Below are 24,756 nucleotides of genomic sequence, written 5' to 3' on the forward strand. Positions count from 1 at the left end.
TAAACGTCAATCATGTTAAGGATCCGGCTGAGCCCGAAAACTGTCGCCGAAGACGACGGCCCGGGCCCGGAGGAAATCCATGAGCTTGCCCGTGCTGGTCGCGATCGTCGCCTTCGGCATTGCGCTGTCGGTTGCCGCGGTGCATTTCACCGGCGGCAGCAAGACGGCCACACTGGCCGGCGCGAATCAGGCGTTGCGCCGTTTCGCCGAAGATTATCCTGACGAGACGGCTGTGACGGTCCGCCTGACGGCGGATGCCAAGACGGCATTTATCGATCTTGGGCGAGGGCGTGTCGGCATTGTTCACGGCATCGGCGATCGGTTTTTGACCCGCATCGTCACGCCTGCAGACACAAAGGTCTGCGGCGCCGACGAGGCGCATACGATTCTGGTCCGGCTGACGGATTTCACCTGGAAGGGCGGTCGCTTCCGCTTCGCGAGTGCCGCCGATGCCCGGGCCTTGCTGATGGCTTTCGGATCGCATCATTCAAATTCCGCTGGGGAGGCCGCGTGATGGAGAGCTATGATTTCCCGCAGGTCACCCAACTCGCCATTCCGTTCTTCGTCGCCGCGATCCTGATCGAGCTCTGGCTGGTGCGCAGCGGCCGCGCCAAGGGCTCGTTCGAGACGCGCGATACGCTGACCAGCCTGATGATGGGTACCGGCAATGTCGTCGCCGGGCTGCTGCTTGGTGTCGTCTCCTACTGGGCGCTGCTGTGGCTATGGCAGTTCCGCGTCTTCAATCTCGGCCTGTCGGCCTGGGTGTTCCTGGCCGCCTTCCTGCTCGATGATCTGCGCTACTATGTCTATCACCGCATTGCGCACCGGGTGCGCTGGGTGTGGGCCGAGCATGTCAACCATCATTCGAGCCAGCACTACAATTTGTCGACGGCGCTCCGGCAAAGCTGGACCGGGCTGTTCACCTTCATGTTCGTGCTGCAGGCGCCGCTGGTGCTGCTCGGCTTCCATCCGGCGGTGATCGCCTTCACCTTCGGCTTCAACCTGGTCTGGCAGTTCTGGATCCACACCGAGACCATCGGCAAGATGTGGGGCTGGTTCGAATTGATCTTCAACACGCCGTCCCACCACCGCGTCCACCATGCCACCAACCCGCGCTATCTCGACGCCAACTATGCCGGAACGCTGATCATCTGGGACCGGATGTTCGGTACCTTCGTCGAGGAATTGGAGGAGGACCGCCCGCGCTACGGCATCGTCAAGAATCTCGGCACCTTCAACCCGCTGAAAGTGGCCTTCCACGAATGGATCGGCATGTTCAGGGATGCGTTTTCGCCGGGCCTGACGCTGCGCGAGCGCCTGAATTACTTGATCAAGCCGCCAGGCTGGAGCCATGACGGCTCGCGCGAAACTTCTGAAAGCCTGAAGGCTGCTTATGTCAGGCGAAATCCCGCCGAGGCGGGGAAGCCGGGACTGCCTATGGCGAGTGCCGAGCCGGCGGAGTAACTGCTTGGCTGCTAGGAGGCGTCGTTCGAACCGCCACCGCGCATCAGCGTCTCGTAGTCGCGGCCGCCGTAGAAGATATTGACGATGCGGACAACATCGCCCTCGATCACGTAGGCGATAACGGCCGAGTGTTCGAACGGGACGGTTCGCAGCCCCGGCACAATGTCGTCGCGCGAGCGGCCGCCGCGAGGTGCATTGCCGATGTTCTGGCAACGGCCTTCGATGCGCAGAACGAAATTTCTCGCGGCGTCAGGGCTTCCGCGCCTCGACGAGGTATCTGAAAATGTCTGCAAGATCGTTACTGGCGCTTTCGCGATATTCGACCTCAAGCCGCCGGATCATCGGCGCGGCTCGAATACTGTGCGAACAATCGTCCAAGGCGGTCGCGAACCTCCTCCCCAGAAAGATTCGGCCTTGTATCTTCGATCGACGCCTTCACCCGAGCCCTGATCGAGGCCATGCGCTCGGCATGCTCGTCCTCTTCGCGCTGGAAGGCGCGGAGCGCCGCACGGATGACCTCGCTCGCCGAGCCGAAGGAGCCGTCCTCGACTTTCTCGCGGATCATGCGCGCCATGGCGGGCGTGACGGTGACGGACAGTTTTTCGGCAGATTCCATAGAGCGGCTCCCTCAGGCAGGATAGTATCCTACTTTCCTGCCTGAGGTTCAATCCCGAGATTGCTTATTCCGCCGCCTGCGCTGCCTGCGCCGGCAGCCCCAGCCATTGCCGGCAATCGCCCAGCGCGCGTGACGTGATGGCGTGCCTTTTGGCGACTGTCTTGTCCTTGCCGCGCAGTCGCTTGCCTTCGGTCTTCGGCGCTTCCATCGGGGGGAACAGGCCGAAATTAACGTTCATCGGCTGGAACGAGCGCTTGCCTGGCTCATCGTCGGAAACAATATGGCCGCCTGTGATGTGGTTGAGCAGCGCGCCGAAGGCCGTGGTGAGCGGCGGCAGCGACGGCGCATAGCCGAGCCGTTCGGCGGCGGCGAAGCGGCCGGCGAGCAGGCCGATGGCGGCGCTTTCGACATAGCCTTCGCAACCGGTGATCTGGCCGGCGAAACGCAGGCCAGGGCGCGACTTCAGCTGCAGCGAGGCGTCGAGCAGCGTCGGCGAGTTGATGTAGGTATTGCGGTGCAGGCCGCCGAGGCGAGCGAAGTCGGCGTTTTCCAGGCCCGGAATGGTGCGGAAGATACGGACCTGCTCAGCGTGCTTCAACTTGGTCTGGAAACCGACCATGTTGTAGAGCGTGCCCAGCGCATTGTCCTGCCGGAGCTGGACGACCGCATAGGCCTTCACCGTCGGATTGTGCGCGTTGGTCAGGCCCATCGGCTTCATCGGCCCGTAGCGCAGCGTCTCGACGCCGCGCTCGGCCATGATCTCGATCGGCAGGCAGCCGTCGAAATAGGGCGTGCCTTCCCATTGCTTGAATTCCGTCTTCTGGCCGTCGATCAATGCCTGCACGAAGGCAAGGTACTGCTCCTTGTCCATCGGGCAATTGATGTAGTCCTTGCCGGTACCGCCAGGCCCGACCTTGTCGTAGCGCGACTGGAACCAGCAAATGTCCATGTCGATCGTGTCGAAATGGATGATCGGCGCGATGGCGTCGAAGAAGGCGAGCGCGTCGGCGCCGGTCGCCTCGGCGATCGACTGGGCAAGTCCAGGCGCGGTCAGCGGCCCCGTGGCGATGATCGCCTGGTCCCAGTCCGCTGGCGGCAGGCCTGGCACTTCCTCGCGCTGGATGGCGATCAGCGGGTGTGCTTCGAGCTTCTTCGTCACGGCCTCGGAGAAACCGTCGCGGTCGACGGCAAGCGCGCCGCCGGCCGGCACCTGGTTGGCGTCGCCGGCACTCATGATCAAGGAGCCGGCCAGCCGCATTTCGGCGTGCAGCAGCCCGACCGCGTTGTTTTCGGCATCGTCGGAGCGGAAGGAATTGGAACAGACCAGCTCGGCCAGGCCATCGGTCTTGTGGGCGTCCGTGCCCCGAACCGGCCGCATCTCATGTAGAACAACGGGAACGCCGGCCTGCGCCACCTGCCATGCGGCTTCGGAACCGGCGAGACCACCGCCGATGATGTGGATAGGATTTTTGCTCATGAGCGCCGGAATAGTCGCTTGCCGCCGCGATTGCAATTGTCGCTCTGCGGTGAGCGGGAATCGCCTGGTCGGGAGCGCCTGCCCTTGAAAACAACAACACCCGCCGGGGGAGGAGGTCCGGCGGGTGTCGTTTTGGAGGTCGACCCTCGGGAGGAGGTGAAGGTCGACCGTATTCGTCATTGCCGGGGAGGAGGTCGGCTTTGACGAAATCTCTTTCGCCTTTTGAAGAGGGGCGAAACCTCTGGGGCAACTTTGCCACCTGGGAAACAGCGCCCGCCGCGGGAGGAGGTGCGGCGGGCGCCGTTTGGTTGGCCAACCCTCGGGAGGAGGTGAAGGTTGGGCCTATTCGTCATCGCCGGGGAGGAGGTCGGCTCTGACGAAATCTCTTTCGCCATTTGAAGAGGGGCGAAACCTCTGGGGCAAAATTCGTTTTTGCCGCCTGGGAAACAACGCCCGCCGCGGGAGGAGGTGCGGCGGGCGCCGTTTTGGTGGTCAACCCTTGGGAGGAGGGTAAGGGCCGACCGTCTTCGCTGGGCTCGGGGAGGAGGTCGATTCCAGCGAAATTCCGTTAGATCGCCTTGCGGGCGATGATCTTGATTTCGTCGCGGACGATACCGAGATCATGCAGCTGGCGGTTCGAAAGGCGACCCAGCTCGGTAACCGTCTCGCGATAAACGCGCCAGTTACGATAGTTGCGGATCAGGTTCATTGTGGTTCTCTTTTTTAGAAACTTGTTCGGACCATTCGCGGCCCGAAGAATTAGACCGCCTTGCGAGCGACGTAAGGAATGTCGCTGCGGCTGATGCCGAGGTCGGTCAGTTCGCGGTTGCTCAGGCGGCTCAGCTCGGACACGGTGTCCCTGTAGCGGCGCCAGTTGCGGTAGTTGCGGATCAGGTTCATGGTAGTTCTCGTTTCGTCTTTCTTGCGGATCATTCCGTTTGTGTACGAACCATAAATAGGCGGGCCCATATCGATTTAAAAGCGCTATGGCTGCATGGCAGCAATGCAAATTGTGCAATGCAACATTAACGCGCCTTCACGGACCTGACACAAAGAAGCCAGAATCAGAAAGTGCCGTAACGTCAACGGTTTGGCTGGTTCGGCTAAAAAAACGACCTAGCGGGGGAGGCAGGGCATGGCAGGGTACTCGACACGGGTCAGGTCCGACATCGCGCGGTGGCTGCAGACAGGCCTGATCGACGCCGCGACGGCCGATTCCCTTACCCGTGACGTCGAGGCCAACGAGCGCAAGTCGCTGAGCTTCGGTTCTATCCTGGCGATGATGGCGGCGCTGCTGTTTGGCGCGGCCATCCTGATCTTCGTCGCCGCCAACTGGGATGCGATCCCTCGGCTCGCTCGAGTGGCCGCGCTCTTTGCCATCATTCTTGGCGGCTATGTCGGCGGCGCGGTGCTGAAGACGCGCGACCATGCGGCGATCGGCGAAGCGCTGTGGATCGTGGCTGCCGCTGCTTTCGGCGGTTCGATCGCGCTGATCGGCCAGATGTATCATTTGTCCGGCGACGAGGCTTCCGCGCTGGTCACCTGGGGCGCCGGCACGGCGCTGGCGGCGGTGGCGCTGCGGTCGAACCCGCTGACCGTCGCGGCGGTCGGTATCGCCGACGCCTGGCTGTTCCTGAAAGGGTTCGATTACTACAGCCGCACCAACTTTCCGCATGCCTTCGTCGTCATGGCGGTCGTGCTCTTTGCCGTCTCGTTCTGGACCCGCAGTCAGCCGGCGCGGCACCTGATCATCCTGTCGCTGCTCTTCTATCTCGTGCTGTTGGCCGGGAATCACGCGACGCTTCCGGTGGCGATCCCCCTTGTCATTGTCTCCGCCGTGCTTTTCGCGGCTGCCGTCTTCGCACCGGAACCGGTCGACCGGATCGTGCAGCTTGGCGGCCGCTTACCCTTGCATGCTCTGCTCGGCTTCCTCACCGGCCTGGCAATCATCCAGTTCGAACTGGCGGACGAGAGCACCTATAACAGCGGCTTCGCCATCGCCTCGGTCGTCGCGCTCGCCGGCATCGTTGCCGCTATCGTGCTGGCGGGGCGGGAAAGCCGAGGCCTGCGCTGGCTTGCCTATCTCGGCTTCGCCTTCGAACTCGCTATGATCTATGTCGTGACCTTGCAGTCGATGCTCGACACGGCCGGCTTCTTCCTGGCCGCCGCGGTGCTGCTCGGTATCCTGGCAGTCGTCATCATCCGCGTCGAAAAACGCATGAACGGTCCAGCCATCGGGGGAGCCACGGCATGATGACCGGAAAGAGACTTGTCATCTCGGCGCTGGTGCTGGCGCTCGTCCAGATAGGATTCCTGAGCTGGATCATCGCCGGCCGGGCGGCGATCCTACGCAACGGCAAGGACGTTCTGTTGAAGATCGAGCCCGTCGATCCGCGCGACCTGCTGCGCGGCGACTACATTGTCCTCGGCTACGACATCTCGCGCATTCCGGTGAAAATGATCGCCAATATTCCCGCCGGAAAGTTCTCCAGCGACGACACCTCGATCGTGGTCCGCCTGAAGAAGGGTGCCGACGGCTACTGGACGCCGACCACCGCCTGGTTCGGCAAGGCGCCGACGCCCGCAGCGGCCGACGAAGCCGATATTCTGGGCCATGTCGCCGAAGGCTGGGATCTGCGCGGCGAAGGCATGACGATCGCGCCGGAGTACGGCATCGAGCGCTTCTACCTGCCGGAGGGCGAGGGCATCGCGATCCAGAACGACATGCGGGTGCGCCCGTTCGGGATACGCCTTGCACTCGCCAGCGACGGTACCGCGCAGATCAAGGCGCTGGTCGATGGCGACAAGACGTTGTTCGAGGAGCCGCTCTATTAGTGATGTTGGATGTCGGTCATTGGTGCGGGTAGAGGGACTCGAACCCCCACGATCTCTCGCCAGAACCTAAATCTGGTGCGTCTACCAGTTCCGCCATACCCGCATGGTCCGGCAATCTCATGTAGCCATCATTCTGTCAATGTCGGAGACAAGATGGTGGGTCAGGGCCGAAATGCTGGTTGTTCGCCTAAACGCGAAGACTGTTGAAAATTAGCCTCGCCTGTGACAAAAGGCGTGTCAAATGTGACGGGACGCGACGATCCGCTTCTACAGAATGTGATAAGAAGTAGGAAAAACAAGAACTTATTCACATTTTGGAACGCAGTTTGGGAGAGTTTGAGCCGTAATTTCGGTCAAATCGCCAGGTTCCGTACCAAAAGCCATTCCCGGCAAGATTATACCGGCAGGCTGTAAACGGCAGAGGCCGTGCCAGTCTCATTGGTGAAAACAAAGGTTTTACGATGCAGGTCACCGAAACGCTCAATTCCGGTCTCAAGCGCGAGATCAAGATCACCGTGCCGGCCGGTGACATGGAAGCCAAGCTGATGGCGCGGCTGTCTGACGCGCGCAACAAGGTCCGCATCAACGGCTTCCGCCCCGGCAAGGTGCCGGTGCAGCACCTGCGCAAGGTCTACGGCAAGTCGTTCATGGCCGAAGTGGTCAACGAGATCCTCAATGATTCGACCCGTTCGATCATTACCGGCCGCGGCGAAAAGGCCGCCATGCAGCCCGAGGTCATCATGACCGAGGACGAGAAGGAAGCCGAGAAGATCCTGGCCGGCGGCACCGACTTCGAATTCCGCCTCAACTATGAGGTCATACCGGCGATCGAGATCAAGGATTTCTCCGACATCAAGGTGACGCGCCAGGTGTTCGACGTGCCGGACAGCGAGATCGACGAGCAGGTCAAGCGTGTCGCCGAGTCGGCACGCAGCTACGAGCCGAAGACCGGCAAGGCCGCCGAAGGCGACCGCGTCAGCATCGACTATGTCGGCAAGATCGACGGCGAGGCCTTCGCCGGCGGCGCCGGGACCGATCAGCCGCTGGTGCTGGGCTCCAAGGAGTTCATCCCGGGTTTCGAGGACCAACTCATCGGCGCCAAGGCGGGCGACGAAAAGCAGGTCACCGTGACCTTCCCGGAAAACTACCAGGCAGCGCATCTGGCCGGCAAGGAAGCGACCTTCGACGTCACCGTCAAGGAAGTGTCGAAGCCGGGCGAGCTGGAAATCAACGACGAGACCGCCAAGAACCTTGGCCTGGAATCACTGGAGCGCCTGCGCGAGATCGTACGCGGCCAGATCGAGAACCAGTTCGGCTCGATGACGCGCCAGAAGGTCAAGCGCCAGCTGCTCGACCAGCTCGACGCGGCCTATTCGTTCGAGGCGCCGTCGAAGCTCATCGACGCCGAGTTCAACAACATCTGGGCGCAGGTCAATCGCGATCTGGAAGCCGCCGGCCGCACCTTCGCCGATGAAGAGACGACCGAAGAAGAAGCCCGCGCCGAATATCTGCGTCTTGCCGAGCGCCGCGTGCGTCTTGGCCTGGTGCTCGCCGAGATCGGCGAGAAGGCCGGTGTCACGGTGTCGGACGAGGAATTGCAGCGCGGCCTCTTCGAGCAGGTTCGCCGCTTCCCGGCCAACCAGCAGCAGGAAGCCTTCGAGTTCTACCGCAGCAACCCCGAGGCGCTGAACGCGCTGCGCGCACCCATGTTCGAGGAAAAGGTGGTCGATCACCTGCTCGGCCAGATCTCGGTCACCGACGTCAAGGTCAGCAAGGAAGAGCTGATGGCCGATGACGAGGAAGCGGAGACCACGACCAAGGCGAAGCCCGCGAAGAAGGCGGCGGCCAAGAAGGCCGAAGCCAAGGCGAGCGAGGCTAGCGACGAGGCGGAAGAGCCGAAGAAGAAGGCCGCGCCGAAGAAGAAGGCCGCCAAGGACGCCGAATAAGTTTCCCGCACTTCATGGAATCGACGAAGGCCGCCCTCAAGGCGGCCTTTTTCGTTGCGAAACTGCAACAGCCGGTTCGCTTCTCGGGACGCGGCACTTGGCGATACCGGGCGTTGATCATTATCTGCGCTGCTGCTGCAAACCGTATGGTTCCTGGAGGGGGCGTTGAGCCTATTCTTTGAAACGGGGCGTGCTGTCGCCCTGGCGCTCGTTCTAGCCTTCGCCTGTGATCTTGCCCAAGCCGACGCGCTTGCCGGCGATTGGCGCTTCGGCACGGATGACGCCGGTCTTGTCACTGCTTCGCTTCATGCCACCAACAAGCTGATCACCGGCGGCGGCGCCTTGAGCTACAGCCCGGTGCTGACCATTGCCTGCCGGGCGGATGGCGAACCGCGCTGGACCGAATGGCTGCAGTTGAATGACGGGGTTTCGGCCAGCCGCAAGATCACCATATCGGTTAGCGTCGACGGCGGCGGCAAGTTCGACGAGAGCTGGTCGGTCGGGTCACGCGGCCGAATGCTGGTGCGCGACGGCGCCGACGGCATCAAGCGCCTTGTTCCCGCAAGACGGCTTTCGCTTTCCTGGCGGTTTGGATTGTTGTCAGGCCGCGGCCAGGCGGATTTCGACCTTGCCGGGCTTGAAGAGGCGGTCGAGCAGATCGCCGAGACCTGCCGAACCGATCCGCCTTGAGCGCGGCCGGGTTCTAAACCTTCGCAAAGCTTGGGTTTTCTACCCTCGGCCTGGATTCCATGGTATGTTGGTGCTGCAATTCCACCGGGGAGATATTCCGCCCAGGCGCGATCGTATGACGCCGACATCGACGCGCTGATGTCGCGCACGTCAAGGCGGCCGGTTCCGTCGGGCCGCGTCACGCCGGACGAAGCGCTCGGATTCGGCCTTGTGCTCTTCGCGCTTTCGGTCATGACACTGGGCGTGCTGGTGGGTCGGCCGGGTGAGGGGCGCGCTTTTGAGGCAATTCCGGACGGAAAACCGCTTCATACTTTCCTGGAATTGCTCTACCGGCACCATTTCTCGACGGCGATCGCAATCGCCTTTGTGCAATCGACGAGATCGCGCACTGAAACGCGTTCGTTCGGCTGATGAGCCTGTGCCGGATCGCCCGGACCGAAATTTACGGTCGGCGTGTTGCCAAGCCCGGTCGGCAGGCCGATGTCGCTGTGCGCGCCGAAACCGCTGAGGACCGGTGACAGCTTGGCTTCCTCGACCGCCTGCTGGAAGACGCCGACGAACGGATTGTCCGACGGGATCTCGGCGCAGTCGGCGTCGAGGATCCATTCGACGCGGGCCGGTTGCTTTCGCAGATAGGGGTCCGCCTGGCAGATATTGGCGATGTGTTCTTCGATTTCGCGTTTGACGTTGCCGCCCAGCCTGAACTCGTCATGCTCGCTCGGCAGATACTGCGCGTCGATTATGATCTCGCCGCGTCCTGCCATGGAGGAGGGGTGTTCGCCGGCATTGATCTGGGTGACGATGATCTGGTTGGGCAGGTCCATCAGCGGGTGGTTCTTCCTGGGATCGAACATCCAGCGCCGGTTGAGAATGTCGATGCCGTCGAGGATTTGCCGGCACAGCTGAACGGCATCGACCGGGCCGCTGGAATACCAGGCATTCGGCGTGAGTTCGGCGTGGCCGCCTATGCCGTCGATGATGATCCTGCCCCACAGGATGCCGTGGCAGAGCGGCGCTATTCTGTTTGCCGTCGGTTCGGTCATGATGCCGGCGTCGGCGTGAAAGCCGCGATCGACCATGGCGAGCGAGCCCATGCCGCCGATCTCCTCGTCGACGACGGTGGTGAAGACGATGTCGCCGGACAGGGGAATGTCTAGCTCCTTCAGGATTTCGACGGCCATCAGCATGCAGGCGACGCCGCCTTTCATGTCGACCGTGCCGCGGCCGTGCAGAAATCCATCCTTGAGGACGGGCTTGAACGGGTCGGTCGTCCAGTGGCTGGCGGCGCCGGGCGGCACGACGTCGATGTGGCCGGTGAGCATGATGGAACGCCCGCCGCCGGTGCCTTTCAGGACGCCGCCGAGATTGGGCCGGCCGTCGAAGGTCCGGCCCTTGTTGGCGCCGGCGCGGCCTTTGTATTTTTCATAGAGCGCCGGACCGTCCGGATCCCAGAGATCGGTCGTGAAGCCGAGCGCTTCGATGCGTTTTTGCAGATAGAGCTGGCAATCGCGCTCACCCGGCCCGGCCTCCCTGGGATTGGATTTTACAATCGAGGGGAAGGCGACGAGATCGCTCAGCGTTGCGACGATGCGGTCGGCTGCTGCCTCGACGCGTGCGGCGATGATCTCTTCTTTTGACGGCATCATGATCTCCAACGTTGGGAAAGTCGGTCGGCGAGAAGGACGAAAACCAGAAGGGCGCCGACAATCCCCACCTGCCAAACCGTGTTGATGTTCAATTGCAGAAGACCGGTCTTCAGCGTGACCAGCAGCAGGACGGCCGCGAAAACGCCGCCGACGCCACCGCGCCCGCCGGTGATGACGATGCCCCCCAACATGGCGGCGGTCAGAGATTCCAGTTCGAGGTTCTGGCCGATATTGGGCCTGCCGCTGCCGAGCCAGGCGAGCGAAACCAGACCGGCGGCACCGGCGAGCGCTCCGCTCAGGCAATAGAGAATGAAGCGCACGCGATCGACCGGGATGCCGACCAGCTTGGCCGAGCGTTCATTGAAGCCCATGGCGTAGATCCAGCGCCCCCAGGCAGTCGAGATCAGCACCAGGCCAGCCAGGACGAAGCATGGGATGGCAAGTGTGAGGAAGGGCATGGGAATGCCCATCACGACGCCACGCCCCCAGACAAGCAGCCATGACGGCACGCCGGCCTGGGCGGCACCGCCGGTGACGGCCAGTGCCGCGCCTGAATAGACGAAGAATGTGCCGAGCGTCGCTATGAAGGGAAGCAGGGCGAGCCCGTTGACCAGCCATCCGTTCAATGCGCCGAGCACCGCCCCGGCCAGGATGCAGACGACCGGCAGCAGGACAGGTGGCAGGCCAAGCTTGACGCAAAGCATTGCGATGATGGCGGACAATGAGACCGCGCCGCCGACCGACAGGTCGATGCCGGCGCCACCGGCCAGGATGACCAGCGCCTGGCCGAGGCCGACCAGCGCCAGGATCGTCGAGAACTGAAGAATGGTGGTGACCGTGCCGAGGTTGAAGACCGAAGGCCTGAGCGCCAGCAGACCGACGATCACGATCAGCCAGAGCGCGCAGAGCAACGCCAAGGTGAGGGCTGGGCCCTGCAGGTTGCGGAGCGTCTTCATGCGCGGGCCCGCTGTATCAGGCCAAGCGGCAACCGGTTGGAGACGGCCTCGAAGCCGAGCACGCCGATGATGAGAACGCCGGTGACGACGGGCTGCCAGAGCGAGGGGACGCCGACCAGCAGCAGCCCGTTCTGGAGGATTCTCAAAAGCAGCACGCCGAGCACGGTGCCGATCAGGCTGCATTTGCCGCCCAATATGCTCGTCCCGCCGAGAATGACCGCGGCAATGGCATCGAGCGCCAGCGTGCTGCCGACCGTCATTTCCACATTGCGGTAGGTGGCGACATAAAAGGTGGCGGCAATGCCGGTCAGAAGGCCGCTGATGAGGAAGGTCATGAAGCGGGTCTTGATGACCGGTATGCCCGACAGCCGCGCCTTTTCCTCCGAATTGCCGATCGCCAGCAGATGCAGCCCGTAGGGCGTCCGCCGCAACGCCAGCCAGACGATGAGATAGGCAATAGCGATCACCAGGGCGGGAACAGGGACGCCGAGTACGGTTGTCGCAAGGATGTTGGTGAGGCTCGAGGGCAGGCCGGAAAGCCATTGTCCGCCGAGCAGGACGAAGACGGCGGTGCGGTAGACGCCGAGCAGGCCAAGCGTGCCGACGATGGCGGGCACGCGGCCGAGGACGACGACAATTGCCGTCACGCCTCCAAGCAACGCCCCGACCAGCGGACCGGCAATGATCGCCAGCAGCGGACTGCCATCGGCACCGAGCACGCGACCGATGGCAATGGCCGCCAGCCCCATGACGATGCCGATCGACACATCGATGCCGCCCATTGCCAGCAGCAAGGTCATGCCGAGGCCGATCAGCAGCAGTTCGACGCTGTTGCGCAGTACCGTCGCCGCATTGCCAGGGGTGGCATAGTGAGGCGATGCGACGGAAAAGATGAGGATCGCCAGCAAACAGGCGACAAGCAGAGACCACTCTCGTCCGTTCATGGAGAAGACACCGTTTGCAGACTGTCGCACCGCGCTCATGTCAGGCTCAGAAGTTGAACTTGTCGACATTGTCCTTGGTGAAGACAGCCGGCGGCCCGAGCAGCAGGATGCCCTTGGCGGAGTCATAGGTAGCGGGCTTTTCCAGGCCGACGATCTTGTTCTCCGCCTCGAAGGCCTTGCCGTCGATCAGCTGTTTGCCGGCCCACACCGTGAGATAGCCGAGCTGCTCGGGATCCCACAGAACGGTGAAGCCGAAGGCGCCGCTCTTCAGGTAGGAGCGCGCCGTGTTCGGGCTGCAATAGCCGGCGCCGATGACCGAGCCGATCTTGCCGGCGGTCTCGATTGCCTGGGCGACGCCCGGGCAGGTCGAGGATGCGACGGCGATGATGGCCTTGATGTCGGGGTTGGCGGCCATGAGATCGCCAGAGATCTGCGCGGCGCGCTCCGCGGTGCCGCCGGCGAATTGCGGGGCGAGCAGCTTCAGCTTCGGATATTTGGCCGTGGCTTGCTTCTGCATGAAGCCGATCCAGGCGTTGAGGTTTGACGCCGTCGCCTCGCCGGAGACGATGCCGATCGTTGCGTCCTCGCCGACGCGCTTGACGAGCTCGTCGATGATCGTCGTGCCAAGGCCCTCGTCGGTTGCCTGGGCCACATAGACCGCGCGGCCGCTGTCGGGCGCATCGCTGTCGCTGGTGAACAGTTTGATGCCCTTGGCCTTGGCGCTCTCGACCACTGGGGCGATGCTGGAGGCATCAAGCACGCTGACCGAGACCGCCTCGACGCCTTGGTCGATCAGGTTCTGGACGATCTGCAACTGGTCGACCGGATTGGTGTCGACCGGGCCGGAATAGATGAAGTCGACGCCGAGATCATTGGCGGCGCGATTGCCGCCGGCTTCCATGGCGTTGAAATAGGGGATGCCGATCAGTTGCGGGACAAAGGCAACCTTGTGCTTGTCCGCGGCATGCCCTGCGGTGGCAACGACGAGTGACAATGCGGAGGCGGCGAGCACTTTCTTGAGTTGTGAAAGCATTTTGGTTTGATCCTCTCTGGAAATGACGTGCGTTTCAGTTTGTTTTTTCGAGCGCCCGCACGTCGGGATGAGCGCCTGTTATGAGCGAAACGACTTCCTCGTGATTGGTCTCAGTGGCCAGCCGTTCGGCCACCTTGCGGCCGCGCCGGAACACGACGATGCGGTCGGCAACCTCGAAGACTTCGGAAATGTTGTGGCTGATGAGGACGACGGCGCAGCCGCGCGCGGCGAGCCGCCGTGTCAGCGCCAGCACCTTGCGGGTCTCGGCGACGGCAAGGGCCGCCGTCGGCTCGTCCATGATGACCAGCTTGGCATTCAGATTGAGCGCCCGGCAAATGGCGACCGCCTGGCGCTGACCGCCGGACAGGCTGCCGACAGGCGCTTCCGGGTCGGAGATATGGGCATCGAGTTCTTTCAGCAGGACGTCGACGCGCTGGCGCATTTCCTGGCGCTTCAGGAACGGGACACCAAAAATGGAGCGTTTCAATTCCCGGCCGAGAAAGACGTTCTCCGCGATCGAAAGGTTCTCGGAAAGCGCCAATTCCTGGAAGATCGTCGCGATCCCCGAGGACGCCGCATCCTTGGGAGAGGAAAAGGTGACTGGTTTGCCTTCGATGACGAGTTCGCCGTCGCTCGGCGCATGAGCGCCTGCCAGGATCTTGATGAAGGTCGATTTGCCCGCGCCATTGTCGCCGAGCAGCGCCAGCACCTCGCCGGAATGGATTTCCAGGTCGACATTCGCAAGCGCGGTCAGCGCGCCGAAGCGCTTGGCGATGTTTCTGGCCACAAGAAACGGTGCAGTCATGGCGGTTTCCCAGCTGTTTCTGATCGGGCTGAGCGGCTAGATGGTCTTGCTCACCCAGCGCAGCACATTGGTCCAAAGGCGCGCATAGCCGGGCCACTCGACAAAGCTGTTGGGCAGCCAGTGCGGGCCGATGTCCGATGTCCAGACCAAGGTGCGGCCTTCGCCATGGCGCCCGGTGACCAGCAGGGGGTGGCCGCCCTGGTCCTGCGGCAGCCGCGCCAGGACTTCGACATCGTCCCGCTCGCGGGCAACGACCTCGTTGGCGCCGAGAAGAATGGGCCACTCGCCGTCGATGCCGGCAAAGAGCGGATGATCCCTGGGGCCGGTGATCTCGGGCCGAAAGCCCTCTGGGATTTCCAGCCGGTCGTCATTGGGAAGACAAGTCACCGGCAGCGCATCCTCGACAGCCGTGCGATGCCAGCGCGCCTTGCCGTCGATGCCCTGGAAGGAGAAATAGCCGCCGATCATGATCAGGCCGCCGCCGGCCAGCGTCCAGTCGCGCAGAAGCTTGAGCCGGTTGGGAACCGTCTTGCCGTGCAGCCAGACATCGGGATGGAGCAGCAGCGAGTTCGCACCGATGTCGGACAGGATGATCGCCCTGTATTGCGACAGGCCTTCCATGGTGAAGGGCAGCTTTTCGACGGCCTCATGGGCCGGCATATAGTCGAGATCGAACTCGCTGTCCTTCAGGGCGGCAACGAGCGGTGTTGCGCCCAGATGAAAGGTGACGCTGCCGAACTGATCGAAACCCTTGTAGTGGGTTGCCGAACTCATCCAGCTCTCGCCGACCAGAAGGACTTTTGCTCTCGCCATGATCATATTCTCCCGATTTCGCCTGATGGGCTGATGTCCAGAAATTGATAAGTCTTTGATTTAACTTGCCATAACAGTGTCGCCCGCCAAGGCGGTGGCCTTCAGGGTCGCGAAATCGGCGATGTAGCCCTGCGCGCCTTCGACCGTGGTCGTCAGGCTCGCGCCGATCGCTGCATAGCGGGCGGCGGCGTCCAGCGACGCGCCATGCAGCCACAGGCTCAGGAAGATGCCGGCGAAGCTGTCGCCGGCGCCGGTGGCATCGACGCGGTTGACCGGAAGTGCCGGCACCTCGATCTGTGGGCCGCCGCCAGCCGGGAACACGACCGCGCCAAACTCGCCAAGGGTGAGCACGACGGTTCCACGCGGCTTGATGCGTGACAGCCTCAGCCGCACCTCTTCGATCATGCTTGCCATTCCGGTGCGAAAGCCGAAAATCTCGCGCATCATCACGTCGTTGATGAAGGTCAGATCGATCTGCCTGACCATCTGCGCGAAGGTTTCGGGCGTGCGCGCACTTTTGGGCAAGCCGGCCGAATGCAGGCTGACCTTCCAGCCGGCCTGATGAAAGCGCGTGATGGAGGCGGTCATCGTCTCATAGTGAAAGCCTTCGATATGCAGGCAGGCCGGGCGCTGCTCGGACTGGATGTCCAGATTGGCGGTCAGGTCGACCTCACCCAGTTCGAACGGTTCGCTGATGATGGTGCGGCTGCCGTTGCGCTCGATGATGACGATCGCCTGCGAAAGCCGGTTGTTGGGCGTGCTGCGGATGGGGAGGGCGTGGACGCCTAGCTTGGAAAGTTCGCCCAGCGCCCAGTCGCTTTCCGCATCCCTGCCGACCGCCGTCGCCAACTCCACGTCAAGAGCGTAGGGCGCCCCGACGCCGGCCGCGGCAACCGCGAGATTGGCGGCCGGGCCACCCAGCGCCTTTTCGATATGGCTGGCAGTGATCCGGTCGTCTCTATGCGGCAGCACGTCGACGCGGCACAGGAAGTCGACGCTGACGCGTCCGGCGACCAGAAGTCTCGGCAGGTGATCGAGGTTTTTTGGCCTGCGCAGTGCGCGGCCGGGCAGGGAACGCGCGAAGGAACTCGGCCGGTACATCAGTGCGGCGACCGCCTTCTCGATGCGGTCGCGCGTGTCTTCCCTGAGGCCGGCAGTGCCATTGATGAAGTTCGAGACCGTGCCGATGGAGACACCGGCGGTCCGTGCGACATCCGCTATAGTAGGGCGCTTGCGTTGCAATTGCCTGGTTCCGATTGAAGCGTTTCAAACGGTAACAGCGGAAGCGCGGCGCCTCAACGAAACTATTTTCCAAAAAACTGAATGTGGCGCTTGCTGATTGGAAGATTGATCCAATCGTGTCGGTGTGATTGGACTGATCTTTCCGGGATTGAACGATTTTCAAATTTCGGCATTTCGCTCGATTAGCCGCGCTTCATCGGACGTACATCGCAGCGCCTTTCAGCAACCCAGCAAGCAGCTGCCACGCTTGAATGGTCCCCGGGCGTTTTGCCTGCGGCCAGAACAGCAATGCCGCCGGGCGAACCCGACGGCATTGTCTTCGGCAAATCAGGATACCGCCGTTTTTGGTGGATGCCTAAGGCGTCGTCTCCGCGTTTATCTTGGCCGCCATCTGGTCGATCTTGCCGGCAAGGACGCCCTGGGCCCATGCCGTGACCTCGGCGTCGACCGGTTTGTTGGCTATGTCCGTCAGTGCCGCGTCGAGCGACGCCTGATCGGTGCCGACGGTGGCGGCGGCGGCCGCCGCTTCTGCCTGGGCAGCCGCCGCGTTGTCGGCGTCGACAACGGCTTGCTGCGCCGAGATCTGATCGTTCACAGCCTGGATTTGTGCGGCCGTGGCGGTCGGATCCGCCTGCAGCGCGGTCAATTGCGCATTCAGCGTATCCAGTTGGGCCTGGGCAGCGGCGGCCGTGGTGGCAGCCGCCTCAGCCGCGGCCTGGGCGTTCTTGGCTTTCGCCGACTGCGTCACAAAGGCCTGAATGGCAGCGAATTTCTTGCTCTTGGAATTCATATAGGCGTTGATGTTGCGCTGCAGCGAGTTCAGCCGACCAAGCTTGGCATGGATGTTCTTGTCCTTGGGCACGGACGCTACCTGGGTGTTGTCGACCGTGGTATCGACCGTGGTATCGGTTGTTGTGTCCGTTTCCGCCTTGGCTGCTTGTCCTGGGGCTGACGCAGACTTTCCATGCGAAGCGCCGCTCTTGCCATGGTCATTGCTGCCAGCATTGCCATTGCCGCCGGCATTGCCGTTACCATTGCCGCCGGCGTTGCCATTGCCGCCGCCGTGCCCGTTGCCTCCACCGTGCCCGTTGCCGCCCCCGGCGAGCGCCGGCGACGCCAGAAGCGCCAGTGCGGCAAGCGCCGCGAACAAAGTTTTCCGGTTTGTCATGATGTCTCCTCGGTGAATCGCCACCTCCGCCACCGCTAGGGCAGCGTAATATGAGAAACCGCTAACCGTACGGAGTAAACTTTAGACAAATGCGGTCGCAATGCGCGAGGCTGGTAACCGCAGACGGCGCAATTATTTGATATTCCACGCAAATCAGCGCCATGAGACGACCATGGCACTGAAGTCCCATCCCGGCCGGACCATGGTCTTAGCTCGCCGCAATAATGGTCGAGCGGCCTGTCGAAGGCGCTGGAACACGGGAAGCCGGTGACGAAAGCCTGGTCGGATGCGTTGCGCGCGAACGCCCTGGCTTCGCTCTCGGCGAAGATGACTTGTTCGCCATATCGGCCGCCGCTCAGATCAGCAGCAGGCCCTTCATGCTGGCATATCCCTTGCGCCCGATGATGATGTGGTCGTGCACGGCGATACCCAGCCGTTTGCCCGCCTCGATGATCTCTTTCGTCATCTCGATATCGGCGCGCGACGGCGTCGGGTCCCCTGACGGGTGGTTGTGCACCAGGATAATCGCGGTGGCCGACAGTTCGAGCGCGCGCTTGACCACTTCCCTGGGATAGACGGGCGTATGGTCGACAGTGCCGGTCTGCTGCACCTCGTCGGCAATCAGCGCGTTCTTCTTGTCGAGGAACAGGATACGGAACTGTTCGCGTGCCTCGAAGGCCATGGCAGAGCGGCAATAGGCGAGAAGCTGCGTCCAGGACGACAGGACTTCGCGGCCATGCACCTCGCCATGCGCCATGCGCTGCGCCGTCGCCGCGACGACTTTCAGGTCGAGCGCCACCGCCGGGCCGATGCCCTTGACCTCCTGCAACAAGTTGACGGGCGCGCCAAGCACCTCGGCCAATGTACCGAACCGCGCGAGCAACGCCTTGGCGGCCGGCTTGGTGTCTGCGCGCGGGATCAGCCGGAAGAGCAGGAGCTCCAGAAGTTCATAGTCGGGCAGGGCGTCCGGACCGGCTGAGACGAAGCGCTCGCGCAAGCGGTCGCGATGGCCGAGATATCCAGGTTTCTCGGCTGAGGCCGGCTTGGCCTTCGCCGCACGCCGGACCGGTACCTCGGAGAAGAAACTCCGCTCGTCGTCTTCGTCGTTGGCTTTCCCCATCCGCCCCCGCATCCGGCAATCGATCGGGCGCAGCAGTCGCCCGACGGTCAAAAAATCAGGCCGGCAGGCCGGGGCGGTCGAGCTTGTTGGGCGAGAGCGTGAAAATCTCGCAGCCGGCGTCGGTCACGCCGATCGTGTGCTCGTACTGCGCCGACAGAGAGCGGTCGCGGGTTACCGCCGTCCAACCGTCCGACAGCACCTTCACATGCGGCCGGCCGAGATTGATCATCGGCTCGATGGTGAAGATCATGCCGGGCCGCATTTCCACGCCTTCATTGACGTTGCCATAGTGCAGGATGTTCGGGGCGTCGTGGAACAGCTGGCCGACGCCGTGGCCGCAGAAGTCGCGCACCACCGAGCAGCGCTCCGCCTCGGCGTAGGTCTGGATGGCGGCGCCGATGGCGCCGGTGCGAGCCCCGGGTCTGACCGCGGCGATGCCGCGCATCAGGCATTCATGGGTGACTTCGAGCAGCCGTTCGGCGGCGCGCTTGATGGTGCCGACCGGATACATGCGCGAGGAATCGCCATGCCAGCCATCGAGAATGTAGGTGACGTCGATGTTGACGATGTCGCCGTCCTTCAAAGGCTTGTTGTCGGGAATGCCATGGCAGACGACATGGTTGATCGAGGTGCAGGACGACTTCGTGTAGCCGCGATAGTTGAGCGTCGCCGGCAGCGCGCCGTGATCCATGCCGAACTCGAAGACGAAACGGTCGATGGCATCGGTGGTGACGCCGGGCGCGACCATGGGCACCAGCTCGTCGAGGCAACGCGCGGTGAGGTCGCATGCCTTACGCATGCCGGCAAAACCGTCCTCGCCATAGAGGCGGATCTGGCCGGTGTTTCTGAGGGGGGCGGTGGCGGCGTCGAGATAGGTGACCATTTTGTCCGTGTGGAAGGTGGGGCGCTGCAGGTGTGCCAGCGTGAAAATCACACCAGATTTGGCACTTGGGGGCAAAAGGTTCAAGGAAGAACTGCCTGATGCAATCCGAACCGGCGGGATATTCGTCGCGTCGGCGCGGTCTTTTGCCGGTTTTTCACGGTTTGCTTTCCTTTCCGGTCATCGTGCGCTAGGGCGGAACGATGTTTTGGAGATCGCGAACAGCCCTGAAGCGCGCCCGATCGCTTGAAGCGCCGCTGACGGCAGCCTGCTCATGTCTGATGGGCCTTGTGCTGCTGGCGATGCTGTGCCTCGGCCGGCCGGATGTCCCAACTTTCGCCGACCCCGCCCAGGGCAGCGCCAGCGTTGGCGTCGAACGGTCGGGCGAAGCCGCCGCGCTGCTGCGCGTCACCAACAAGGCACAGGCCGTTGAGGTTCGCACCGCCAGGCCGGTGCTGGCCAAGTTCGCGGGCGGCCATCCGGCGTTACCAGCTCCAGAAACTGTTTTCCTTTGGCTCGCCCCGACGTCGCCGGCAGTGGTCGTCGCCGGCCATGGGACCGTCTCGGCTCCGTGCACCAGCACCAATCAGCCGCGCGCGCCGCCGTTCGCGCAAGCCTGAGCGGTCCAAGACCGCGTTCGCCATCATACCAAGCCATTCGCGTCCGCGATCCGTGCGCCGGCCATAGCCGCGCACTGGTGGCGCGGTGCGTCATTTCCGGATCATCGCAATGCAACAACGTATCAAGACATTCAAAAGCCTGTCGCGTGCGGCCTCGGCTGCTTCATTTTTGTCCGTTCAGGCGTTCATCTGTATCGGAACCGTTTACTGGGCGATCGCCGAGACGCTCTATCTGTCGGGAACCGGAGCGCTCGTGCTCGGTGCCCTGTTCGCCTTGCCGTCGGCCTATATTCTGGTGATGGTGGTGCGCATGGCCTTCGACGCCGAGACCGACCCCGCCAACCAGTGAATTGCGCCCGTCGGATCGGAACGTTCTGCCGGGCATCCTGGTGCCGGCAGAACTTTCCTCGCCTTTGCAGCAAAGGCGGCCGCTTCCGCAGTGACGACACATTTCCGTGGCACAGACCGGTCAAAGCAACTTTTGACGACGGACGGCGTTGCTGGGCGACGCCAGTTCGGGAGATTTCGGATGGACAGATTGCAGTTCGAGGTGCCGGTGCGCATCGCGCCAGGGCCTGGCTTGCCGGTCGAGGAGATTTACAGCGTCGAGCAGGCGTTGGATTTTCTCCAGGACTGGCCGGCGCGCCGGCAGGGACCGGTGTATCAGAAAGCCTTCAACGCCTGCTTTGGCGCCACGGTGGACGTGGTCAAGACCGAGGATGCCTGCCGGGCATTCATGGCGTTCTGCCGCGTTACCGGACTGATGGCCGGCGACATGATGGCGCCGCGCAAGCGCGGCGGCGAGGCGAGGGCGCTGCAGGCCTGAGGGCAGATGCGCTTGCCTCGATAGCCGGCTCGGCTCGAGTGCACTGTCTCGTGCCGCGGATATCCATCAATAGCGTCGTTAAGCTTCCGTTTCCACCTTCGCGGCTACGCCATTGCCTGTTCAGCAATGTTGATTCGTTGCGTCAGTCTCATGGTTCGGAAGATGTCTGCAGAAAAAATCCGTGCGTTCCCGATCGACCGTCAGTTATTCCTGGTCAGAGAAGTTGCGGCCAAGCTCGACAATCTGCATGGCGAGACCGCGGCCTCGTTCTGGAGGGCCAAGGCAGCGGAACTGCTTGACCTCGTTGTCGGATCGGGCAGGGACAGAGCCACCGCCGGTGACGAAGTCCGCAGATTTTTTCTGGCCGTACAGAAAGAGTTGTCGGCTGGAGTGGCCTCAGAGCCGGTGCCCGTCCTTTCCGCCTGAAGCCAAGACTGCCGGCGCTCTGGATTTGACCGCATCCAAATGAGTTGGATCGCTTCCATTCGCCGGAGCTGCCCAGCGTATCCTGCAATCGGCGTCATTTGTCGCTGGAGCGCTCCCGTGCCGTCAGGAACGGCATCGCCGTCTTCCGCGCACCGGTCAGCAAAGCGCCGGCTGTTTGAAGCCGATCGAAGCCGTGATCAAAAATGAACCGAACTTCTTAGCCGTTCGTTCATATATGCGTGCTTTCTAATTAAACTATGGCTTCCAGCTGCTTCACTCGAATTCGGCTCATGGCGACCGGTATACGCCGGAGTACCAGGGCCAATGTTGCCACTATCTTCGCCCTCAGCCTGCCGATCGTTGTCGGCGCCGCCGGCTTCGGCGTGGAGACCTCCTACTGGTACTACAACAGCTTGAGACTGCAGGCCACGGCCGATGCCGCCGCCTATGCCGGCGCGCTTGAACAGATCTCAGGGTCCGACAAGCCGACGATCGTCGCGGCCGCGACACAATCGGCCGCGTCGAATGGGTTGGGCTCGGGCACCATCGTCGTCAATACGCCGCCAGTGTCCGGACCAAATACGGCGAAGAAAGCGGTCGAGGTCATCGTCGGCCAGAAGCTCGACCGGATGTTCACCTCGATCTTCACGCAGGGCCAGGTGCCTGAACAGGCGAGGGCGGTGGCCCTTATAACCAATGCCTCGAAGTCCTGCATGACCGCGCTGGATCCGACCGCCTCGCAGGCTGTACTGTTTTCCGGCAGTACCAGCGTGAAGGTCACCGGCTGCGTGGTGATGTCCAATTCGAATGCTTCGGACGCCATCAAGCTCCAGGGCTCGGCGGCACTGCAGGTCGATTGCCTGATATCGGCGGGCGGCGTTTCACTGAACAATCCGGTCACCACCGTTTGCCCAGCCCCGATCACCCAGGCGCTGCCTGCCGCCGATCCATTCGCCGACCTGCCGACCCCGGCGGCTTCAAATCCCTGCCAGAACACCAACAAATCGACGCTGAAACCCGGCACCTACTGCGGCGGACTCAGCCTTAGCGGCAGCGTTACCCTCCAGCCGGGCGTCTATGTCGTTCAGGGCAATCTCAAGATAAACGCCAACGCTTCCGTCACCGGCAGCGGGGTGACCATCTTCATGTCAGGCAGCTCGACGGTCAGCATGAATGGCAATGCCTCCGTGCAGCTCAGCGCGCCGACTTCGGGCGCCTATTCAGGTGTTCTGTTCTATGGCGACAGGGCCGGCAGCAGTGCATCCAGCACATTCAACGGCACAGCCGACTCGCTGCTGACTGGGGCCATCTACTTCCCAAGACAGCAGGTCAGCTATCTCGGCAATTTCTCGGGCAACGGCGGCTGCACCCAAGTCGTCGCCGATACGATACAATGGTCAGGCAATTCAACCATCAATCAGGATTGCACCAGCCTCGGGATGCGCGACATTCCGGCCGCGCAGTCCGTGGCATTGGTCGAGTAGCCTCCCGTGGAACGCCGATCAAAGCCGATTCTTGGCGACCGTTCGGGTGTCGCGGCGGTCGAGTTCGCCATGATCCTGCCCTTCCTGTGCGCGGCGCTGCTCGGCATCATCGACGGCTGGTCCTATGTGACGAGTTCGCTGTCGATGCGCGCCGGCGTGAAGACCGCCGCGAACCTGATCATGGAAGGCTCGACCAATGACACGGCGACGCAGGCCGTTGCGATTTCGAGCTGGGAGAAGCGGCCGGCGGACGGCCAGGTCACGCTAAGCCGAATCTATATGTGCGGGACGACCGTGGTCGACGCTTCCGCCCTGTGCAGTGGGCCGAAGGTTCCATCGGTCTATGTTCAGATCCAGGCATCGGCCACCTGGACGCCGCCCTTCACCTTCGGCGTTTTTTCCACTTCCAGCGTTATCGGCCACCTGGAGGTGATCCGTGTCCGTTAAGGCAAGCGCCTTCAAGTGGGATCGATCGGGTGGAGCGGCATTGGAGTTCGCGCTGATCGCGCCATTCCTCATCATATTGCTGTTCGGAATCTTCGCTTTCGGCTGGTCGATGAACTCGGTTTCCAGCGTTCGCTATACGCTTGAGACATCGTCGCGCTCGCTGCAGCTTCAGAACACATTGACCCAGGCCGACATCCAATCGATCGCCACGCAGAAATTGCAGGCCCTGGGTTTGAAGGATGTGAATGTGACGATAGCCATCGACCCGGCGAGCGGCGGCTTCCGCATGGCGCATCTGACCGCCACCTATGCCTTCGTCGTCGACTTCCCTTACCTCAGCGCCTTCCCGATCAATTACGCGACCACCGTTACCGTGCCGCTGGTTGGCGGCTAGGCGTGTCAGCTGGCAGGTTTTTGGCAGTCAAGTGACGCAGGCATGCTCGAGTTCCCGGGCGCTATCGGTCAATGAGCAGAACAAGCGAACCCCCAAAAGGCACCATTGATTCAACCCATCTGCCGACCACCGACGCAAGAAGATGGTTTCGAGCGGTTAACGAGGGGCATGGGATCGATCCTGCCGCCGGAACATTCTTCGCCTGGTGAAGTTCTGAATCTGCCTTGGTTTTGATCCCCGTGGGCCAAGGCCAGGAAGCTGCCTCTATCAGCCTCCAGCGAGCCCGCCTCGGACGGGGGCAAGACTGTCTGGGGCGGGCTTCGTTCAGCCTTGTCGTCGCGGCAAGCAGTTTTCCACCGTTAACTCCAGCCTGTGGATCGAGTTTTCTTGCACGAGCTTCGATGTGTCGCTTATTAGAGACCTCTTATGGAGCGACGGCACGCAATACGGAGAGTCAGGGATGGGCTCTGGGAGGTCTACGACATAGACAACAACAAGGTTGTGCGCGTGGGCGGAGTGCCTTTGACAAACTTGTTGGATGAAGACGCGCTCGACGCCTTGGATCTGATAAGGGATGGTTTTCTGACACCGGCCAAATCCGCGAGGACGAAGTCCTGAAGCAAGGCTCCAGTTCGGCATGCTAGTCGGGCGTTGGAGATTTCAATCCCAGACGCAAACGCTGATCTTCAGCGAAGACGACGGCATCTGGCTCACGTTCGAAGGCTCTGGAATAGGTGTTGCCGTCCCTTCCTACGATCCTAACAACCCACTCGCCTAAGGACGGGCTGATTTCTACAGCTGGGGAAGACGGTTTGTTATAGGCCATGCCATTGCGCTGTTGCAATTGCAATGCCAGCTCAAGCTGACCCAAAACGGGACGCTTTTCGCCTGATCGAACCTCGAAACAAGAACATTCACCAACCC

Annotated in this window: 28 protein-coding genes, 1 tRNA gene and 1 pseudogene; 14 read left to right on the plus strand and 16 right to left on the minus strand. The window is 62.4% G+C overall.

Annotated elements, in window-relative coordinates:
• Positions 1-79 precede the first annotated feature (79 nt).
• Together EB230_RS18745 and EB230_RS18750 are read left to right on the plus strand one after the other, a co-directional pair.
• Positions 80-514: a hypothetical protein gene (locus EB230_RS18745; protein ID WP_172373548.1), complete on the plus strand. Its 435-nt coding sequence runs from the start codon at positions 80-82 to the stop codon at positions 512-514.
• Positions 514-1,464 carry a sterol desaturase family protein gene (locus EB230_RS18750; protein ID WP_172373550.1) on the plus strand — a complete coding sequence of 317 codons (951 nt, stop codon included), beginning with the start codon at positions 514-516 and terminating at the stop codon, positions 1,462-1,464. Before EB230_RS18745 ends, EB230_RS18750 begins: the two co-directional genes overlap by 1 nt.
• An 11-nt stretch (positions 1,465-1,475) precedes the next feature.
• Here EB230_RS18750 and EB230_RS18755 read toward each other — a convergent pair whose 3' ends face one another.
• The 5 genes from EB230_RS18755 to EB230_RS18775 form a co-directional block, all read right to left on the minus strand.
• On the minus strand, positions 1,476-1,757 hold the full coding sequence (locus tag EB230_RS18755; RefSeq protein WP_320412013.1) for a type II toxin-antitoxin system RelE/ParE family toxin: 282 nt from the start codon (positions 1,755-1,757) through the stop codon (positions 1,476-1,478).
• Positions 1,758-1,789: 32 nt separating this feature from the next.
• Positions 1,790-2,080, minus strand: coding sequence for a type II toxin-antitoxin system ParD family antitoxin (locus EB230_RS18760; protein WP_056572344.1), 291 nt, complete (start codon positions 2,078-2,080; stop codon positions 1,790-1,792).
• Positions 2,081-2,144: 64 nt separating this feature from the next.
• Entirely contained in the window at positions 2,145-3,557 is a 1,413-nt protein-coding gene (gene trmFO, locus EB230_RS18765) for a methylenetetrahydrofolate--tRNA-(uracil(54)-C(5))-methyltransferase (FADH(2)-oxidizing) TrmFO (protein WP_056572343.1), read from the minus strand.
• A 568-nt stretch (positions 3,558-4,125) separates the two neighbouring features.
• A complete protein-coding gene (locus tag EB230_RS18770) occupies positions 4,126-4,266 on the minus strand; it encodes a DUF1127 domain-containing protein (protein ID WP_065005581.1) in 141 nt (46 codons plus the stop codon).
• Positions 4,267-4,316: 50 nt separating this feature from the next.
• Positions 4,317-4,457, minus strand: coding sequence for a DUF1127 domain-containing protein (locus EB230_RS18775; RefSeq protein WP_013531315.1), 141 nt, complete (start codon positions 4,455-4,457; stop codon positions 4,317-4,319).
• A 235-nt stretch (positions 4,458-4,692) separates the two neighbouring features.
• Here EB230_RS18775 and EB230_RS18780 point away from each other — a divergent pair, with 235 nt between their 5' ends.
• On the plus strand, positions 4,693-5,811 hold the full coding sequence (locus tag EB230_RS18780) for a DUF2157 domain-containing protein (protein ID WP_056572342.1): 1,119 nt from the start codon (positions 4,693-4,695) through the stop codon (positions 5,809-5,811).
• Positions 5,808-6,392 (plus strand): GDYXXLXY domain-containing protein, encoded by a 585-nt coding sequence (locus EB230_RS18785; RefSeq protein ID WP_056572339.1) that lies wholly within the window; start codon positions 5,808-5,810, stop codon positions 6,390-6,392. Before EB230_RS18780 ends, EB230_RS18785 begins: the two co-directional genes overlap by 4 nt.
• Before the next feature lie 20 nt (positions 6,393-6,412).
• Here EB230_RS18785 and EB230_RS18790 read toward each other — a convergent pair.
• Positions 6,413-6,495: transfer RNA gene (locus EB230_RS18790), tRNA-Leu, on the minus strand.
• A gap of 358 nt (positions 6,496-6,853) precedes the next feature.
• Between EB230_RS18790 and tig the strand changes: the two genes are divergently transcribed.
• The 3 genes and pseudogenes from tig to EB230_RS18805 all read left to right on the plus strand — a co-directional run.
• A complete protein-coding gene (gene tig, locus EB230_RS18795) occupies positions 6,854-8,338 on the plus strand; it encodes a trigger factor (protein ID WP_056572338.1) in 1,485 nt (494 codons plus the stop codon).
• A 165-nt stretch (positions 8,339-8,503) separates the two neighbouring features.
• Positions 8,504-9,028 carry a hypothetical protein gene (locus tag EB230_RS18800; RefSeq protein ID WP_056572336.1) on the plus strand — a complete coding sequence of 175 codons (525 nt, stop codon included), beginning with the start codon at positions 8,504-8,506 and terminating at the stop codon, positions 9,026-9,028.
• A 114-nt stretch (positions 9,029-9,142) separates the two neighbouring features.
• Positions 9,143-9,280, plus strand: a pseudogene (locus EB230_RS18805) (UbiA family prenyltransferase); the annotation flags it as partial.
• Between the two features lie 74 nt (positions 9,281-9,354).
• Here EB230_RS18805 and EB230_RS18810 read toward each other — a convergent pair.
• The 10 genes from EB230_RS18810 to map all read right to left on the minus strand — a co-directional run bounded on the left by EB230_RS18810 (position 9,355) and on the right by map (position 19,638).
• Complete coding sequence (locus tag EB230_RS18810) at positions 9,355-10,674, minus strand: ArgE/DapE family deacylase (RefSeq protein WP_246738814.1); 1,320 nt, start codon at positions 10,672-10,674, stop codon at positions 9,355-9,357.
• Positions 10,671-11,630, minus strand: coding sequence for an ABC transporter permease (locus tag EB230_RS18815; RefSeq protein ID WP_056572334.1), 960 nt, complete (start codon positions 11,628-11,630; stop codon positions 10,671-10,673). Before EB230_RS18815 ends, EB230_RS18810 begins: the two co-directional genes overlap by 4 nt.
• Positions 11,627-12,613, minus strand: coding sequence for an ABC transporter permease (locus EB230_RS18820; RefSeq protein WP_081295110.1), 987 nt, complete (start codon positions 12,611-12,613; stop codon positions 11,627-11,629). The genes EB230_RS18815 and EB230_RS18820 overlap by 4 nt, the downstream gene beginning before the upstream one ends.
• Positions 12,614-12,620: 7 nt before the next feature.
• A complete protein-coding gene (locus EB230_RS18825; protein ID WP_172373552.1) occupies positions 12,621-13,607 on the minus strand; it encodes an autoinducer 2 ABC transporter substrate-binding protein in 987 nt (328 codons plus the stop codon).
• Positions 13,608-13,641: 34 nt separating this feature from the next.
• Entirely contained in the window at positions 13,642-14,412 is a 771-nt protein-coding gene (locus EB230_RS18830; protein ID WP_172373554.1) for an ATP-binding cassette domain-containing protein, read from the minus strand.
• 36 nt (positions 14,413-14,448) lie between these two features.
• On the minus strand, positions 14,449-15,225 hold the full coding sequence (locus tag EB230_RS18835; RefSeq protein WP_172373556.1) for a glutamine amidotransferase: 777 nt from the start codon (positions 15,223-15,225) through the stop codon (positions 14,449-14,451).
• 60 nt (positions 15,226-15,285) lie between these two features.
• Positions 15,286-16,467, minus strand: coding sequence for a PfkB family carbohydrate kinase (locus tag EB230_RS18840; RefSeq protein WP_056572325.1), 1,182 nt, complete (start codon positions 16,465-16,467; stop codon positions 15,286-15,288).
• Between the two features lie 355 nt (positions 16,468-16,822).
• Positions 16,823-17,635, minus strand: coding sequence for a hypothetical protein (locus tag EB230_RS32465; RefSeq protein ID WP_210261321.1), 813 nt, complete (start codon positions 17,633-17,635; stop codon positions 16,823-16,825).
• 355 nt (positions 17,636-17,990) lie between these two features.
• Positions 17,991-18,755, minus strand: coding sequence for a DNA repair protein RadC (gene radC, locus EB230_RS18855; protein ID WP_056572322.1), 765 nt, complete (start codon positions 18,753-18,755; stop codon positions 17,991-17,993).
• Between the two features lie 55 nt (positions 18,756-18,810).
• Positions 18,811-19,638: a type I methionyl aminopeptidase gene (gene map / locus EB230_RS18860; RefSeq protein ID WP_056573408.1), complete on the minus strand. Its 828-nt coding sequence runs from the start codon at positions 19,636-19,638 to the stop codon at positions 18,811-18,813.
• Between the two features lie 200 nt (positions 19,639-19,838).
• Between map and EB230_RS18865 the strand changes: the two genes are divergently transcribed.
• From EB230_RS18865 to EB230_RS18895, 7 genes are all read left to right on the plus strand, one after another.
• Positions 19,839-20,255 carry a hypothetical protein gene (locus EB230_RS18865; RefSeq protein WP_172373560.1) on the plus strand — a complete coding sequence of 139 codons (417 nt, stop codon included), beginning with the start codon at positions 19,839-19,841 and terminating at the stop codon, positions 20,253-20,255.
• Between the two features lie 109 nt (positions 20,256-20,364).
• Positions 20,365-20,604 (plus strand): hypothetical protein, encoded by a 240-nt coding sequence (locus EB230_RS18870; protein ID WP_172373562.1) that lies wholly within the window; start codon positions 20,365-20,367, stop codon positions 20,602-20,604.
• Between the two features lie 180 nt (positions 20,605-20,784).
• Positions 20,785-21,081: a DUF982 domain-containing protein gene (locus EB230_RS18875; RefSeq protein WP_172373564.1), complete on the plus strand. Its 297-nt coding sequence runs from the start codon at positions 20,785-20,787 to the stop codon at positions 21,079-21,081.
• 162 nt (positions 21,082-21,243) lie between these two features.
• Positions 21,244-21,507: a DUF6074 family protein gene (locus EB230_RS18880; RefSeq protein ID WP_056573404.1), complete on the plus strand. Its 264-nt coding sequence runs from the start codon at positions 21,244-21,246 to the stop codon at positions 21,505-21,507.
• A gap of 257 nt (positions 21,508-21,764) precedes the next feature.
• Positions 21,765-22,991 (plus strand): pilus assembly protein TadG-related protein, encoded by a 1,227-nt coding sequence (locus EB230_RS18885; protein WP_172373566.1) that lies wholly within the window; start codon positions 21,765-21,767, stop codon positions 22,989-22,991.
• A 6-nt stretch (positions 22,992-22,997) separates the two neighbouring features.
• A complete protein-coding gene (locus EB230_RS18890; protein WP_056572312.1) occupies positions 22,998-23,438 on the plus strand; it encodes a TadE/TadG family type IV pilus assembly protein in 441 nt (146 codons plus the stop codon).
• The gene (locus EB230_RS18895) at positions 23,428-23,832 is read left to right on the plus strand and encodes a TadE/TadG family type IV pilus assembly protein (protein WP_056572310.1); all 405 of its coding nucleotides are present in this window, start codon (positions 23,428-23,430) and stop codon (positions 23,830-23,832) included. The genes EB230_RS18890 and EB230_RS18895 overlap by 11 nt, the downstream gene beginning before the upstream one ends.
• Positions 23,833-24,756: the final 924 nt, after the last annotated feature.

It is taken from the genome of Mesorhizobium sp. NZP2234 (assembly GCF_013170765.1).
Lineage (GTDB): Bacteria > Pseudomonadota > Alphaproteobacteria > Rhizobiales > Rhizobiaceae > Mesorhizobium > Mesorhizobium loti_D.